The sequence below is a fragment of the Acinetobacter sp. 'aerobic (ED)' genome (assembly GCF_904886855.1).
Classification (GTDB): domain Bacteria; phylum Pseudomonadota; class Gammaproteobacteria; order Pseudomonadales; family Moraxellaceae; genus Acinetobacter; species Acinetobacter courvalinii.
In genome coordinates this window covers 53,131-66,847 of record NZ_CAJHGI010000001.1, presented here as the reverse complement: position 1 = coordinate 66,847, position 13,717 = coordinate 53,131, and the positions used below count along the sequence as shown (strand labels likewise).

Sequence of the window (13,717 nt, the reverse complement as noted above, 5' to 3'; positions counted from 1 at the left end):
TTAAAAATAAAACCTTAAATAGATCACACTTTAAATAAATATTTAATTAAAAATTTATTTAAATATTGCCCCAATAATAAATTCCATGTTAATTAATACTTAATACATTTATAAAAGGCAATAAATATGTATAACTATATTTATAAATCTGCCCTACTTTTATCATTAATGGCATTTGCTTCGGTGAGTTATGCTGCAAGCACAATCCAGTTGAATGGAAGTATTGTAGAAGATACCTGTTCTCAACAACTGCAAATCAATGAATGCGAACAATTGAACATGTTACGGCAAAAAATTGAATCCCAAACTATTTCATTAAGCGATTTAAATACTTCACCTCAAAAAAACACCATGACTGAGATTAGCTTCGAGCAACTTCCAGATCATAAAAACGCTATTATTATTGCAAACTACTACTAGTTAATATATTTATTATCAAGATGTGATTCAGTTAACGTTAATAACAGATTCACATCTTTTTAATAATCAAAAACACTTTTAGATTTAAATGATAATTCAATGCCTAAAATTTATTTATTGCATTTTTATCAGCAGGAAAAATGTGCTATTCAATAGTCTGATTGAGTTGCGGGCATAACGAACAGACATCTACTCTCCACGTTCTTACTTGGGTAGATTGAAGATAGAAAGCAAAAATGGCGGATACTTTAACAAATCCCAAGCAATCATATAGCTCAGCGGTTTTAGTACAACTGATCTAAACAATTTTTGTAGCCTTCCTCTTCTACAATATGGCATTCCCTTACTTAGTTTAGTCCTTTAAGCTCAAGAAATAGCTGGGATGCTCTGATCTATTTCTCACGATATTTTACTCTGCGATCAATGCTAAACCATATACAAGTCTTCAAGCGCGATTCTACTCAAAAATACTCACTTGAGTCTGGCCATCTATTGAAAATATACATTTGCCTTTAAATTCTTGTGCATTCCCCAGCTCATTTTCAGCGCAGAACTCCAGATAAAGATATACGTCTCCACTTTTTTGATTTATATAATAATTCCCACGCAAATTATCGTTAAAACTCACGCTTTTTTTCTTTATCACGTTGGCAAGCACAAGTTTTTTGCACTTTTGGATCAGTTTTTCTTTATTTAAATTAATTTCAGATTTTCGAATATAAGAAGAGCTTTTACTCAAATCCCTGACATTTTTTTGATTATCATTCTCAATAATATAAGAATCAAACTCCGTCATTATATTAGAGTCTTTACTCTTATAATCTTCCAAACTTTCACACCCAAATAAACATAACATCATGGTGAAAGCTAAGACATTCTTCACTTTAATAATCTATAAGAATAAAAACTATAAGATATCAAAAATAATGAAATATGACAAAGGATAATATATCCGCCTGAGCATAATTATGATGGGACTTATATAGTCTTAAGATAATTCAAGAAGATACTACAGGTCTTGCCCTGTTGTTTTATTTCTATTGCGACCATTAATTTTTAGACATTAAAAAGCACTTACAGTTAATACATGTAAGTGCTTGATATATGGTGGGCCCACACAGACTTGAACTGTGGACCAACGGATTATGAGTCCGCTGCTCTAACCAACTGAGCTATAGGCCCTATATATTTCAATCATATTGATATGATGAATGCTGCCTGATCTTAGTCAAATTTAACTTCAATTACAAGCAGATGATTTTATCAAACCACCTAAAAAAGTGTTAAAAATCATAAACTGCGCTGATTCTATCTGATCTCCCTATAATGAGTAAAGTAAATATTGCACTGTTTTGATCATTTTAAAGCCATCCAAATTGCTGTTATCTGGTGTTTTCGGATATGTATTTTCCTCAAAACTCGTATTAAACTGCGACCACGCACAGCCAATGATCATGGATATGAAAAAGTTTTTAGGAAAATCTATTTTTAAAGCAACAGGTTGGACATATAATGTTGATCCAGCAATCTTAGAGAATAAACAAGTCATTATCGGTTTTGAGCATACCTCTAATCTCGATACCATCCTTTCTCTGGCTTTATTTGAAATTTTAGAGATTAAAATTCATACGCTTATTAAAAAAGAATTATTTAAAGGTCCATTAAAACCAATTTTACAACGTTTAGGTGGTATTCCTGTAGACCGCAAAGCCAGTAAAGATATTGTCACGCAAATGGTGGAGCTATTTAACCAGAATGATCGTTTTAATCTGGTGATTGCACCGGAAGCAACCCGTGCTAAAGATGGTGAAGCGCGTAAACCGATCCGTACCGGTTTCTGGCATATCGCCAAAGCAGCCAATGTGCCGATCATTCTGATGTATGCCAATGCCCGAACCAAGCAAGGCGGCATTTTGGGTAAAATCTATCCGACCGAACTGCAACAGGATCTGGAAAAGATCAAAGCACTGTATGCGGAATACGACATAGATGTAAAAATTAGCTAATGGACCCTGTCTATTTGTTCAATCTTTGATACTTGAGCAAGATTTTAAATTTTGAATATCAGTTCGGGCAGTTTTCAACAAAACCTTGGCTATGCTAATATTCCTGCACTTTTTTGAGTTTTAATTTTTTGGAGTTACTTCCATGGCGGGTCATTCTAAATGGGCCAATATTAAGCATCGTAAAGCTAAACAAGATGCAAGTCGCGGTAAGGTTTTTACTAAATACATCCGCGAAATCGTAACTGCTGCGCGTTTAGGCGGACCAGATGCTGCAAGCAACCCACGCTTACGTGCTGTTGTCGAAAAAGCACTTTCAGTCAATATGACACGTGACACCATTAACCGTGCGATCCAGCGTGGTGCTGGCGGCGAAGATAATGATGATTTAAAAGAAGTAACCTATGAGGGTTATGGTGTTGGCGGTGTGGCTGTTATTGTTGAAACCATGACCGACAACCTGAACCGTACCGTGCCAGATGTTCGTCACTGTTTCTCAAAAACCAATGGTAACTTGGGTACCAATGGTTCAGTGGCTTATCTGTTCACCAAACGTGGTGAAATTTCTTTTGACGATGTGTCTTTAGAAGATAAAGTCATGGAAGTTGCTTTAGAAGCAGGTGCTGACGATATCGAGATTGATGAAGACAGTATCTTGGTAATTACCAGCCCAGAAAGCTTTGGTGACGTTCAGGATGCACTTACAGCTGCAGGTTTAAAATCTGACAACGCTGAAGTTGTGATGAGCCCATCGACTAAAGCTGAAATCACCGATATTGATCAAGCTAAACAAATCATGAAAATGATTGATATGCTTGAAGACCTTGATGATGTTCAAAACGTGTATACCAACGTTGAATTCTCTGAAGAGGTTTTAGCGCAACTTGATGCCTAAACCTTTCTGCCGAGTAAAAAATGCATCTGTTTAGATGCATTTTTTTATAGCTTGTTTAAAAGTTTATAACAGTTAAAGACATTATATTCCTTAATCACGAAGCTGGAATGCAGTGCCACCACACTGTCGATCTTTCCAATACGGCGTAATAGAATTTCACTATAGTCATCCATATTGCGGGCCACCAGTTCCAGGATAAAATCAGCGCTCTGTCCAGTCACCAGGAATGCGTTGGTCACTTCCGGAATATCTTCTAGTTCCTGCAAGAATTTATCAAAAGTTTCACTATCGTGTTTGCTCAATGAAACCTGCAAAAGAATATGTAGGCTAAAGCCCAGTTTATTAAAATTGATTTCTCGTTTGAGTTGTCCCATGACCTGTGATTCGATCAGATTTTTAATGCGTCTATGCACTGAACTAACCGAAAGGTTAATACGTTCTGATAGCTCATTCAGATTGACATCTTCATGGGTCAAAATTTCAAGAATTTGTTTATCAAAACGGTCCAATTCCATTTTACAGTCCTCATGTGTTATCTCGGTTTTTACGGAACTGTTTACGATCAGTAATTTTTAAGGGTCAAGGGAAAACATTCGTTTAACTTTTGACAATGCTGCATGGATAACGCAAACATGATTCCGATAAACTTGTGGTTTATCTTTGTCTCAAAGCCGAAACAAGACCTTTTGAGCAACTGTTCAACTGATCTCCCAATAGCTGAACAACTCGTTTCGATCCCCATCACACCCTGAAACATAAGATAACAAAGCCGTTTTATAATTATTTCCCTCTTTTCAGTTTTTTTAAAGTAAATTTGGCAATAATTTCTACTATTTTCAGCTTAAAACGAATTTTCTTTTAAAAATTAATTTTATTCACCAATAATTTTTTACTTTTTTGACAGTTTTTCTATTTTCTTTCTCAAAAAAAGCCCCGATGATTGCATCAGGGCTTTTTTACAGCATCATTTACTTATAACCCACGCCAATCGACGCGTGCATTACGCTCCGTGGCATAAATACGCTGTACATATTGTCCAATCGGTAAATTGGACAAATCGTCATAATATTGTTTCAACTCACCACTGAACTGTTCAACATCATCATTCTCCAGTTCCCAAGGGGTGCCTTTGACCATCAGTAAAGGGGCGAGAATTGAACAGACTGCAATATCAGCCAGCCCCAGACGGTCACCCACCAGATAACGCCCTTGATTATCAATCAGACGCTGGTTAAGATCGGTAATCAGCTCGGTCATGCGTAACTTGGATTGCGCTACTTTTTCAGGACTTAACTTATAATTGGTTGACACCAGACTTTTTAAGATCGGCTTGGAAATTTTTTCAAACTGTCGTAAATAGCCCTGTTCCCCCATCATGATTTCAAGTGGATGATCACCCACTGACAAGGCATGCGCCAAAGACCAGCGCCGGACATGTACACCCAGCTCATCAGCCAGCTTGTCAATCTCCAAGGCCTGTTCACGCAATTGTTCATCACGTCTGAGTAATGCATGTTCAGGATAGGTACTATCTAGATATAAAGCGATTTGCGTTGAATCAGCAATCCAGTGTTTATCATCCTTCAACATCGGCAGTAAATACTGCCCCGATTTAAGGAAGGTAAAGGCGCGATGAAAACCAGGAATCAAATTATGTGCAACATAGTCCAATTCCTTATGATCTAACAACCAGCGAGCTTTTTCACAATAGTGAGATAAAGGAAATTGGTATAAAACCCGCATAGACTCTCCAGATTTATTTTTCTACTCGATCAAACATAAGGTTTTTCATACTTTAGAAGTAAAAGCCAATGAATACAATGTCCTTTTTGCTCGATCTTTTTTAATTTTGGCGAGTTTGCTTTATAAATATTCCTGTTGAGATTATTCATTTCTTTCATAGAAAATACGGTTTCCCTTTGAGCAATAAAAAATCAAACACGACTAAGCATCTGTTTTTAATCAACATTACATATCTATTTTTCTGTTATTTTTCTCATAAAAAATGCTTAATAATTATTGTGATAATTAAGCCATAACTGATGGTTTAGTGGAAAAGTAAAACTTTTGTAAAGTTCCTCTTATCTATTAGAGGTGCTCACATGTCCAGTAATCAATCAGTGATCCACGCGCAAATACAACTGATTTCAAATGATCAGCAGGCCCTTAATGCTGCCTATCAAGTTGCTGACTTTGCCTTAGAAGAGCGCAATATACGTGATCAAAACCGTATATTACCCACAGAACAAATCATCCAGTTTAGCCAAAAGGGTCTTGGTGGTATCCGTGTACCACAGCAGTATGGTGGGGCTTTTGTTTCCAATAAAACCTTGGCCCACGTGTTCCGTATTTTAAGTAAAGCCGATGCCAATGTCGGACAGATTCCTCAAAACCAGTTCGGGCTACTCAATTTTATCAATATCACCGGTTCAGATGCCCAAAAGCAGTTTATCTATAATGAAATTCTTGCAGGTAAACGGATTGCCAATGGCGGGCCTGAAAAAAACGCTAAAGATACCAAAGCGATTCAAACCACATTAACGTTGCAAAATGGTCAATATCTTTTAAACGGGGAAAAATTTTACTCGACTGGCACCAGTTTTGCAGATTGGTTAGCGATTCGTGCCTTACATCCAGATGGTTATACCGTATTGACGATCATTGACCGACATGCGGCGGGCGTTGAGGTCATTAATGACTGGAATGGCTTTGGGCAACGCACCACAGCCAGTGGAACAGTAAAACTTCACAACGTCATCGCTGATCCGACCTTATTTTTTGATGAACGCATTATCGCGGATACTCCAAATGTCCGTGGTGCCTATTCTCAACTGTTGCAAGTCGCGATTGATGTGGGCATTGCCGAGGCTGCCTTTGATGATACCTTGTCCAGCGTGCGTAAAGCGCGTCCGGTTATTGATGCAGGCGTAGAAAAAGCCAGTGAGGAACATTACTCCCTGCAAGAGGTCGGCAAGCTCAATATCCTGCTCGATGCAGCTATTTTATTGCTGGATGAGGCAGCAGAATATCTGGATGAACTGGATCAAGTCACTGAGATTTCTGCCGAGCAAGCCGCCCGCGCTTCGATTTTGGTCGCGGAGGCAAAAATCTATGCCAATGATGCGGCCCTGCACATCTCCGAAAAACTACTTGAACTTGGCGGTAGCCGAGCCAGCCTGAGCCAACATAATCTTGATCAGCACTGGCGCAATGCCCGTGTGCATACCCTACACGATCCTGTGCGTTGGAAATTCCATGCGATTGGTGACTATTACCTGAATGGTACTCACCCTGCCCGCCATGCCTGGATTTAAGGAGAAAATCACCATGACCTCATATCAAGAATTACAAGGTTTTGCCAAGCCGCATCTAAAAGCGGCACATATCATTCAAAGCGATGCAGAAGCATTGGAGATTGCCACACAACTCAGTCAGCAATTTAAACAATCTGCGGTTGAACGTGATGCCAATCGGGACTTGCCCTTTACCGAAATCGAAGCGTATAGCCAGTCAGGTTTATGGGCGATTACTGTACCTAAACAGTATGGCGGTGCAGAGGTTTCCAGTCTTACCGTTGCCAAAGTGATTGCCCTATTTAGTGGTGCGGATGGTTCAATCGGTCAAATTCCACAAAACCATTTTTATGCACTGGAAGTATTACGCAATACCGGTACCGAATCACAAAAGCAGCGCCTCTATCAGGAAGTATTACAAGGTGCACGGTTTGGTAATGCGCTGGCTGAGTTTAAAACCCGCACCTCAGCACATAAACAGACCACCTTAATCTCAAGCGAAAATGGTTATCTGATTCAAGGAGAAAAGTTTTATTGTACGGGTAGCCTGTTTGCCCATCGTATTCCAACCTTAGTGGTGGATGAAACAGGTAATGAATTTTTGGCTTTTGTACAACGAGACAGTCAAGGTTTGGAGCTAATTGATGACTGGTCTGGCTTTGGGCAACGGACTACAGGCAGCGGCACAGTCAAGTTTAATCAGGTCTACGTTGCCAAAGAGGATGTGATTCCGTTTGATACTGCCTTTAAGCAACTGTCTTTGGTCGGCCCATTTGCGCAAATCATGCATGCCGCAATTGAAGTCGGGATTGCCCGTGCGGCCTTTGAGGAAACCTTGCAACGCGTGCGTGTCGCTCGCCCCTGGATTGATGCCAATATTGATTCCGCTACGCAAGATCCCTTAACCCTGTCTGAGCTTGGTCGTGTGGCAACCGATGTTAAAGCCAGCGAATTACTGCTCAAACAGGCGGCTCGATCTGTTGATGCTGCCAAACAGGAGCTCAATCCAGAAAGCTTAGCCAAAGCCTCAATAGATGTTGCCAAAGTTCGTGCGCATAGTAGCGAAACTGCATTAAAGGCCTCATCGAAACTGATTGAACTGGCGGGCAGTCGTGGTAGTCAACGTGCCGATGGGCTGGACCGTCACTGGCGTAATGCGCGTGTACATACCTTGCATGATGCTGCACGCTGGAAATATTACTTCATCGGTAATTATGTATTGAATGACATTCTGCCTCCACGTCGGGGGACATTGTAATGACGCAAACCACAGCAAAGAAAATTTTACTGAACGCCTTTGATATGAACTGCGTCGGTCATATCAATCATGGCCTATGGACACATCCGCGTGATCAGTCACATCGCTTTAATGAGCTGTATTATTGGACTGAATTGGCACAGACCTTGGAACAGGGTCTGTTTGATGGCCTATTCCTCGCCGATATTACCGGTATTTATGATGTCTATCAGAATGGTATCGAGCTGACCCTGAAAGAATCGATCCAACTGCCAAGCCATGACCCTTCTACCCTGATTTCAGCCATGGCTTTGGTCACAAAGAATTTGAGTTTTGGTGTTACGGTCAATCTCAGCTATGAGCAGCCCTATCAATTTGCACGGCGTTTTGCGAGTCTCGATCATTTAACCCAAGGTCGTTTGGGCTGGAATATTGTCACTGGCTATCTGGACAGTGCCGAACGCCTGATCGGACAAAAAGGCTTAAAAGATCATGATGCGCGTTATGATCAAGCCGAGGAGTTCTTACAGCTTTGCTATCAATATTGGGAAGGTTCCTGGGAAAATGACGCCTTAAAGAAAGATAAACAACAACGCGTTTTTACTGACCCCAATAAAGTCCACTCGATCAATCATCAAGGGCAATATTACCAAAGCCAAGGGGTATTTCAGGTTGCGCCGTCGGTACAGCGCACACCAACACTTTTTCAGGCTGGGGCTTCACCGAAAGGACTACAATTTGCCACGCGTCATGCAGAATGTATTTTTATTGGCGGTGATCAACCCGAAAAGATTCGTCAGCAAGTCAATAAAATACGACTACAAGCACAGCAACAAGGTCGAGATGAAGATGCAATTAAAATCTTTGTCGGCATTACCGTGGTTGTGGCTGAAACACATGAACTTGCCCAGCAAAAACTGGCTGAATATCGTCAATATGCCAGCCCAGAAGCAGGTTTAGCACATTATGCCAGTTCAGTCGGTATTGATCTTGCCAAGTTTGCAGATGATGAAGCGATTCCGTATCAAAAGAGCAATAGCATTGCTTCCGTCAATGAGAAATTTAAAGAACAGCGCATCAGCAAAAATGATCTAAAAGCCCAACATGTGCTGGGTGGACGCTATCCGCTCATTGTTGGCAGTGGTGCTGAGGTTGCAGAATACCTGATTGATCTGCTTGATCAGACCGGTATTGATGGTTTTAACCTAACGCGTACGGTTGCACCTGAATCACACCATGATTTCATTCGGCTGGTCATTCCAGAGTTACAACAACGTGGACGTTATAAAACTGAATATGCCACAGGTTCATTACGCAATAAGCTTTTTGCCCAAGGGGACCATTTAGCTGCCAGCCATCCTGCCGATCAGTTCCGATGTAGATCGCATAACAACACAGATACCCTAAAAATAATTGAAGAAATTAGTGCTTAACATTAAAGAAAAGAATTGGAGAAATATATGGCTCAAACAGCCTCTAAAAAATGGCTCGGTATTGGCCTGGTCGTTGTTGTTGCGATTATTGCCTTATTGATCTGGAATAAACACAGACAAAGCAGTAATAGTGAACTGGTGATTGGAATAAGTCCTTCTTTTGCTCATCCGCTTCAAGTCGCAGCGGATGAAGCCAAACAACAGGGATTAAATGTCAAACTGGTCGAGTTTTCCGACTGGAATACCCCGAATATCACCTTAAGTCATGGCGATATTGATGCGAACTTTTTCCAGCATCAGCCCTTTCTGGATAATGCCATTAAAGAAACTGGCTTTAAGTTAAAGTCATTTGCTGCGGGTGCGGCGTCACATGTTGGACTGTATTCAAAAAAATATAAAAGCTTTGAGGAACTGCCAAATGGCGCCACTGTGGCCATTCCGAATGATCCCGTTAATCAGGGGCGCGCATTACTCCTTTTACAGCAAGCCAAGTTAATTGAACTGAAAGACAGCAATAATCATCTTTCAGCACTGAAAGACATTACCGCAAATCCGAAGAACCTGAAATTTACTGAAGTTGAAGGACCACAAACTGCACGTGCCATTGACGATGTTGATCTCGCTTTTGGTTATCCACACTACTTACGTTTGGCCAAAACGGCTGATCCTGAAAGTGCCTTGTTGTTTGATGACAACACCAATAAGCGTTATGCGATTTTATTTGTGGTGCGTGATGACTATCAGGACAAAGACAACAAGCTACAGAAATTTGTCGAGATTTATCAAAACTCGCCAAAAGTGAAAGCGGCCTTGGATAGCGATTTCGGTCCAACCTTGTGGTTCCCTGGCTGGAAATAAGGAGAACAATGATGGTGAGTTTTGGTTCACAAGTCGATTTTTCAGTTCCACATCTGAAAATACGCGGTTTAAACAAGTTTTATGATGTACAGGGCCAACGCTTACATGCCTTAAAAGACATTCATCTCGATATTCCCAAAGCACAGATTGTCGGAATTATCGGAAAAAGCGGAGCAGGTAAATCTTCCCTGCTGCGTACCTTAAACGGGCTGGAGTCAATTGATACCGGCAGCATCCTGATTCATCAGCAAAATATTGCTGAACTCAGCCATGCCGAGTTGATCAAGACCAGACAGAAAATTGGCATGATTTTTCAGCATTTTAATTTAATGTCTGCCAAAACGGTGTGGGAAAATGTGGCTCTACCACTGCGGATCGCAGCTTATGACAAGGCTGAGATTGAGCAACGGGTCAGTGATGTCCTGACACTGGTAGGTTTGGATGCAAAACGACATGATTATCCCTCGCAACTGTCGGGAGGACAGAAACAACGTGTCGGTATCGCACGTGCTTTGGTGTCGCAACCTGAAATCCTGCTCTGTGATGAAGCCACTTCTGCACTCGACCCGGAAAGTACCGCCAATATTTTGGCTTTGCTGAAACAGATTAATCAGGATCTTGGTTTAACCATTGTCCTGATCACCCATGAAATGCAGGTCATCCAGGAGATTTGTGATCAGGTGGTCGTGATTGATCAGGGTGAAATCGTTGAGTCAGGGCAGGTCTGGTCGGTATTTTCCAATCCGCAACAACAGATCACACAGGAATTACTCAATTTTGAGCAGGTAAATTTACCTTTTGAACTGAGCCCAACCATTCTGCCTCAGAGTACCCATCAGCTTTTAAAACTGAAATATGTCAGTGAATCGAAATCGGTGCCTAATTTATATGAATTACTGGATGGATTTAACAGCCCCGTTCAGGTGTATTACAGTCAGATTGATACTATTCAGCAGCATAGCATTGGTTGCTTAGTCATTGGGATTGGCAATCTCGAATTTGATCTGAACAGCCCCCAATTTGCAAAACATCCAGCCATAACACAACTTGAGGTGATCGGTTATGTACAATCAACTCATTGATCTGTTACTGACAGGCACCACCGATACCCTGATTATGGTTGGTGTTTCTGCGATTCTCGCCTTTTTGATTGGTTTGCCGATTGCCTTGATTCTGGTCAGCACCGCCGATTTTGGCATTTATCCGTCCAGGAGAATCAATCAGTCCTTAGGCTGGATCATTAACATCACTCGATCAGTCCCCTTCCTGATTTTAATGGTGGCTTTGATTCCATTTACCCGCTGGATCGTCGGCACCAGTTATGGTGTGCTCGCCGCAATTGTACCTTTGACTATCGCCGCGATTCCGTTCTTTGCCCGTATTGCCGAAGTCAGCCTACGCGAAGTCGATCAAGGGCTGATTGAAGCAGCACAAGCAATGGGCTGTAATCGCAAGCAGATTCTTTGGCACGTGCTGCTCCCGGAAGCATTACCCGGAATTATCGCAGGTTTTACCGTGACTATTGTCACCATGATCAGCTCTTCTGCCATTGCCGGTGCAATAGGTGCAGGCGGTCTAGGCGATATTGCCTATCGTTATGGTTACCAGCGTTTTGATATGCAAGTGATGCTTGCTGTGATTTTGGTCCTCATCGTTTTGGTCATGTTGGTGCAGGCCACTGGCGATCACATTGCCCAACAACTGGATAAACGCAAAGTTTAAGCCCGAATGGATCCTCTACTCTAGCCATGACTTTGTCATGGCTTTCATGTAAAATCAGCAGCAATTTTTATATTACACATTTGTGAGTGGTTTCATGGGTTTTAATTGCGGTATTGTTGGTCTGCCAAACGTAGGTAAATCTACATTATTTAATGCATTAACAAAGGCAGCGATTGCTGCTGAAAACTTTCCGTTCTGTACCATTGAACCGAACACAGGCATCGTACCCGTACCAGATCCACGTTTGGATAAACTTGCTGCAATCGTAAAACCACAACGTATTTTACCAACCACGATGGAATTCGTTGACATCGCCGGTCTGGTTGCAGGTGCATCTAAAGGTGAAGGTTTGGGTAACCAGTTCCTTGCCAATATCCGTGAAACAGATGCGATTGCACACGTGGTCCGTTGCTTCGAAGATGAGAACGTCATTCACGTAAATGGTAAAATTGATCCATTAGATGATATTGCAACCATCAATACCGAACTTGCACTAGCCGACCTTGATACCGTTGCTAAAGCATTGTTACGCTTAACTAAAGCGGCAAAAGGTGGCGATAAAGAAGCGCTTGCAACCAAAGCAGTTCTAGAAAAAATCCAGCCTTTACTTGATGAAGGTAAACCGGCACGTGCCGCTGACCTTTCTGATGATGAGCGTAAAGCAGTACGTGGTTTTGGTTTAATGACCCTTAAACCAACGATGTATATTGCCAACGTAGCTGAAGACGGTTTTGAAAACAACCCGCATCTTGAAGCAGTACAAAAGCTCGCTGCTGAAGAAAATGCGATTGTTGTGCCACTTTGTAACCAGATCGAAGCTGAAATTTCATTGCTTGAAGATGAAGATCGTGCTGAATTCCTTGAAGCAATGGGTATGGAAGAACCAGGTCTAAACGTAGTAATTCGTGCTGGTTATAAACTGCTTGGTCTACAAACTTACTTCACTGCGGGTGTACAAGAAGTTCGTGCCTGGACAGTTAAAGTGGGTGCAACTGCGCCACAAGCAGCTGGTGTGATTCACACTGACTTTGAAAAAGGCTTTATCCGTGCTGAATGTGTTGCCTATGATGACTTCATTCAATTCAACGGTGAAAATGGTGCTAAAGAAGCAGGTAAATGGCGTTTGGAAGGTAAAACCTATGTCGTTCAGGACGGTGATGTCTTGCACTTCCGTTTTAACGTTTAAGTCAGTGTTCTGATAGCTAAACCGCCAATGAGGAATTTATTGGCGGTTTTTTTATTTAAAATATTCATGTTAAATAAACACTTTATCAATGCCTATAGATAATAATTCAATAAAGAATCTCATTTATAATTTTTATCAAGCCATCTTTTAATAGAAGCAATGTCTTTGAATCTATAATAAACCCGTCCCTCTACCTGTCCTTCAAAACCTACTGAATCTTCACCTAGTAGGCTTGTTAACTCTGTTAACTTCATATTTTTATCTATCTGATAAAGATTAACTTCATAAGAACTACCCTCTATTTGAGGGGTACAACAATAATATGATGTGTGAAGAGTTATAAGTAATGGGATTTGCTTCATTTTTGGTCTATAAATACTAACGGCTAAAAGCTTAGGACTTTCTTTAGCAGCAAAATCAAAATATTTATTTACAAGAAACTTCTTTTTTGAATTTCCCATATAATTTTTTAAGGTCTCACCTTGCTCCGATGAACACGTATAATTAAATAATTTATAGTCATTTTTCTTAAAAATACTCAAATCTATGACTTGTTGCATATGACATTGGTCTTTTGCCCATGCATCCTTATAACAGAATAGAAATATTAAAATAAACAGAAAATGCATAAGGTTCTTTTTCATTTAACGATTCCATATTGTCCGCATAT

14 protein-coding genes and 1 tRNA gene are annotated in these 13,717 nt (G+C 40.8%); 10 read left to right on the top strand and 5 right to left on the bottom strand.

What is annotated here, in order from left to right; translation table 11 throughout:
* The first annotated feature begins 126 nt into the window (after positions 1-126).
* The gene (locus tag JO943_RS00295) at positions 127-420 is read left to right on the top strand and encodes a hypothetical protein (protein WP_032868923.1); all 294 of its coding nucleotides are present in this window, start codon (positions 127-129) and stop codon (positions 418-420) included.
* A gap of 457 nt (positions 421-877) precedes the next feature.
* Here JO943_RS00295 and JO943_RS00290 read toward each other — a convergent pair whose 3' ends face one another.
* Positions 878-1,279 carry a hypothetical protein gene (locus JO943_RS00290; protein WP_202739976.1) on the bottom strand — a complete coding sequence of 134 codons (402 nt, stop codon included), beginning with the start codon at positions 1,277-1,279 and terminating at the stop codon, positions 878-880.
* A gap of 246 nt (positions 1,280-1,525) precedes the next feature.
* Positions 1,526-1,602, bottom strand: a tRNA-Ile gene (locus JO943_RS00285).
* Positions 1,603-1,880: 278 nt separating this feature from the next.
* Here JO943_RS00285 and JO943_RS00280 point away from each other — a divergent pair.
* Together JO943_RS00280 and JO943_RS00275 are read left to right on the top strand one after the other, a co-directional pair.
* Complete coding sequence (locus tag JO943_RS00280) at positions 1,881-2,426, top strand: 1-acyl-sn-glycerol-3-phosphate acyltransferase (RefSeq protein WP_032873151.1); 546 nt, start codon at positions 1,881-1,883, stop codon at positions 2,424-2,426.
* 142 nt (positions 2,427-2,568) lie between these two features.
* Positions 2,569-3,318, top strand: coding sequence for a YebC/PmpR family DNA-binding transcriptional regulator (locus tag JO943_RS00275; RefSeq protein WP_005285173.1), 750 nt, complete (start codon positions 2,569-2,571; stop codon positions 3,316-3,318).
* 44 nt (positions 3,319-3,362) lie between these two features.
* Here JO943_RS00275 and JO943_RS00270 read toward each other — a convergent pair whose 3' ends face one another.
* Both JO943_RS00270 and JO943_RS00265 read right to left on the bottom strand, forming a co-directional pair.
* On the bottom strand, positions 3,363-3,833 hold the full coding sequence (locus tag JO943_RS00270) for an Lrp/AsnC family transcriptional regulator (protein ID WP_004771770.1): 471 nt from the start codon (positions 3,831-3,833) through the stop codon (positions 3,363-3,365).
* A 457-nt stretch (positions 3,834-4,290) separates the two neighbouring features.
* On the bottom strand, positions 4,291-5,061 hold the full coding sequence (locus JO943_RS00265) for a glutathione S-transferase family protein (protein WP_202739652.1): 771 nt from the start codon (positions 5,059-5,061) through the stop codon (positions 4,291-4,293).
* A gap of 359 nt (positions 5,062-5,420) precedes the next feature.
* Here JO943_RS00265 and JO943_RS00260 point away from each other — a divergent pair, with 359 nt between their 5' ends.
* The 7 genes from JO943_RS00260 to ychF all read left to right on the top strand — a co-directional run bounded on the left by JO943_RS00260 (position 5,421) and on the right by ychF (position 13,047).
* Positions 5,421-6,632 (top strand): SfnB family sulfur acquisition oxidoreductase, encoded by a 1,212-nt coding sequence (locus tag JO943_RS00260; protein ID WP_202739651.1) that lies wholly within the window; start codon positions 5,421-5,423, stop codon positions 6,630-6,632.
* Between the two features lie 13 nt (positions 6,633-6,645).
* Entirely contained in the window at positions 6,646-7,869 is a 1,224-nt protein-coding gene (locus JO943_RS00255) for an SfnB family sulfur acquisition oxidoreductase (RefSeq protein WP_202739650.1), read from the top strand.
* Positions 7,869-9,281 (top strand): LLM class flavin-dependent oxidoreductase, encoded by a 1,413-nt coding sequence (locus JO943_RS00250; RefSeq protein WP_202739649.1) that lies wholly within the window; start codon positions 7,869-7,871, stop codon positions 9,279-9,281. The genes JO943_RS00255 and JO943_RS00250 overlap by 1 nt, the downstream gene beginning before the upstream one ends.
* Before the next feature lie 27 nt (positions 9,282-9,308).
* Complete coding sequence (locus tag JO943_RS00245; RefSeq protein ID WP_199972654.1) at positions 9,309-10,139, top strand: MetQ/NlpA family ABC transporter substrate-binding protein; 831 nt, start codon at positions 9,309-9,311, stop codon at positions 10,137-10,139.
* 11 nt (positions 10,140-10,150) lie between these two features.
* Positions 10,151-11,221 carry a methionine ABC transporter ATP-binding protein gene (locus JO943_RS00240; RefSeq protein ID WP_202739975.1) on the top strand — a complete coding sequence of 357 codons (1,071 nt, stop codon included), beginning with the start codon at positions 10,151-10,153 and terminating at the stop codon, positions 11,219-11,221.
* Positions 11,202-11,861 carry a methionine ABC transporter permease gene (locus JO943_RS00235; RefSeq protein ID WP_009515246.1) on the top strand — a complete coding sequence of 220 codons (660 nt, stop codon included), beginning with the start codon at positions 11,202-11,204 and terminating at the stop codon, positions 11,859-11,861. Before JO943_RS00240 ends, JO943_RS00235 begins: the two co-directional genes overlap by 20 nt.
* A 94-nt stretch (positions 11,862-11,955) precedes the next feature.
* The gene (gene ychF / locus JO943_RS00230; RefSeq protein WP_005229883.1) at positions 11,956-13,047 is read left to right on the top strand and encodes a redox-regulated ATPase YchF; all 1,092 of its coding nucleotides are present in this window, start codon (positions 11,956-11,958) and stop codon (positions 13,045-13,047) included.
* 119 nt (positions 13,048-13,166) lie between these two features.
* Here the strand turns inward: ychF and JO943_RS00225 are convergent, their stop codons facing one another.
* Entirely contained in the window at positions 13,167-13,691 is a 525-nt protein-coding gene (locus tag JO943_RS00225; RefSeq protein ID WP_032868804.1) for a hypothetical protein, read from the bottom strand.
* Positions 13,692-13,717: the final 26 nt, after the last annotated feature.

What these genes read in the sequence shown, in the direction of transcription:
- JO943_RS00295 (WP_032868923.1), top strand. Translation starts at nt 127, where the DNA reads ATGTATAACTATATTTATAAATCTGCCCTACTTTTATCATTAATGGCA.
- JO943_RS00290 (WP_202739976.1), bottom strand. Translation starts at nt 1,279, where the DNA reads ATGATGTTATGTTTATTTGGGTGTGAAAGTTTGGAAGATTATAAGAGT.
- JO943_RS00280 (WP_032873151.1), top strand. Translation starts at nt 1,881, where the DNA reads ATGAAAAAGTTTTTAGGAAAATCTATTTTTAAAGCAACAGGTTGGACA.
- JO943_RS00275 (WP_005285173.1), top strand. Translation starts at nt 2,569, where the DNA reads ATGGCGGGTCATTCTAAATGGGCCAATATTAAGCATCGTAAAGCTAAA.
- JO943_RS00270 (WP_004771770.1), bottom strand. Translation starts at nt 3,833, where the DNA reads ATGGAATTGGACCGTTTTGATAAACAAATTCTTGAAATTTTGACCCAT.
- JO943_RS00265 (WP_202739652.1), bottom strand. Translation starts at nt 5,061, where the DNA reads ATGCGGGTTTTATACCAATTTCCTTTATCTCACTATTGTGAAAAAGCT.
- JO943_RS00260 (WP_202739651.1), top strand. Translation starts at nt 5,421, where the DNA reads ATGTCCAGTAATCAATCAGTGATCCACGCGCAAATACAACTGATTTCA.
- JO943_RS00255 (WP_202739650.1), top strand. Translation starts at nt 6,646, where the DNA reads ATGACCTCATATCAAGAATTACAAGGTTTTGCCAAGCCGCATCTAAAA.
- JO943_RS00250 (WP_202739649.1), top strand. Translation starts at nt 7,869, where the DNA reads ATGACGCAAACCACAGCAAAGAAAATTTTACTGAACGCCTTTGATATG.
- JO943_RS00245 (WP_199972654.1), top strand. Translation starts at nt 9,309, where the DNA reads ATGGCTCAAACAGCCTCTAAAAAATGGCTCGGTATTGGCCTGGTCGTT.
- JO943_RS00240 (WP_202739975.1), top strand. Translation starts at nt 10,151, where the DNA reads ATGGTGAGTTTTGGTTCACAAGTCGATTTTTCAGTTCCACATCTGAAA.
- JO943_RS00235 (WP_009515246.1), top strand. Translation starts at nt 11,202, where the DNA reads ATGTACAATCAACTCATTGATCTGTTACTGACAGGCACCACCGATACC.
- ychF (WP_005229883.1), top strand. Translation starts at nt 11,956, where the DNA reads ATGGGTTTTAATTGCGGTATTGTTGGTCTGCCAAACGTAGGTAAATCT.
- JO943_RS00225 (WP_032868804.1), bottom strand. Translation starts at nt 13,691, where the DNA reads ATGAAAAAGAACCTTATGCATTTTCTGTTTATTTTAATATTTCTATTC.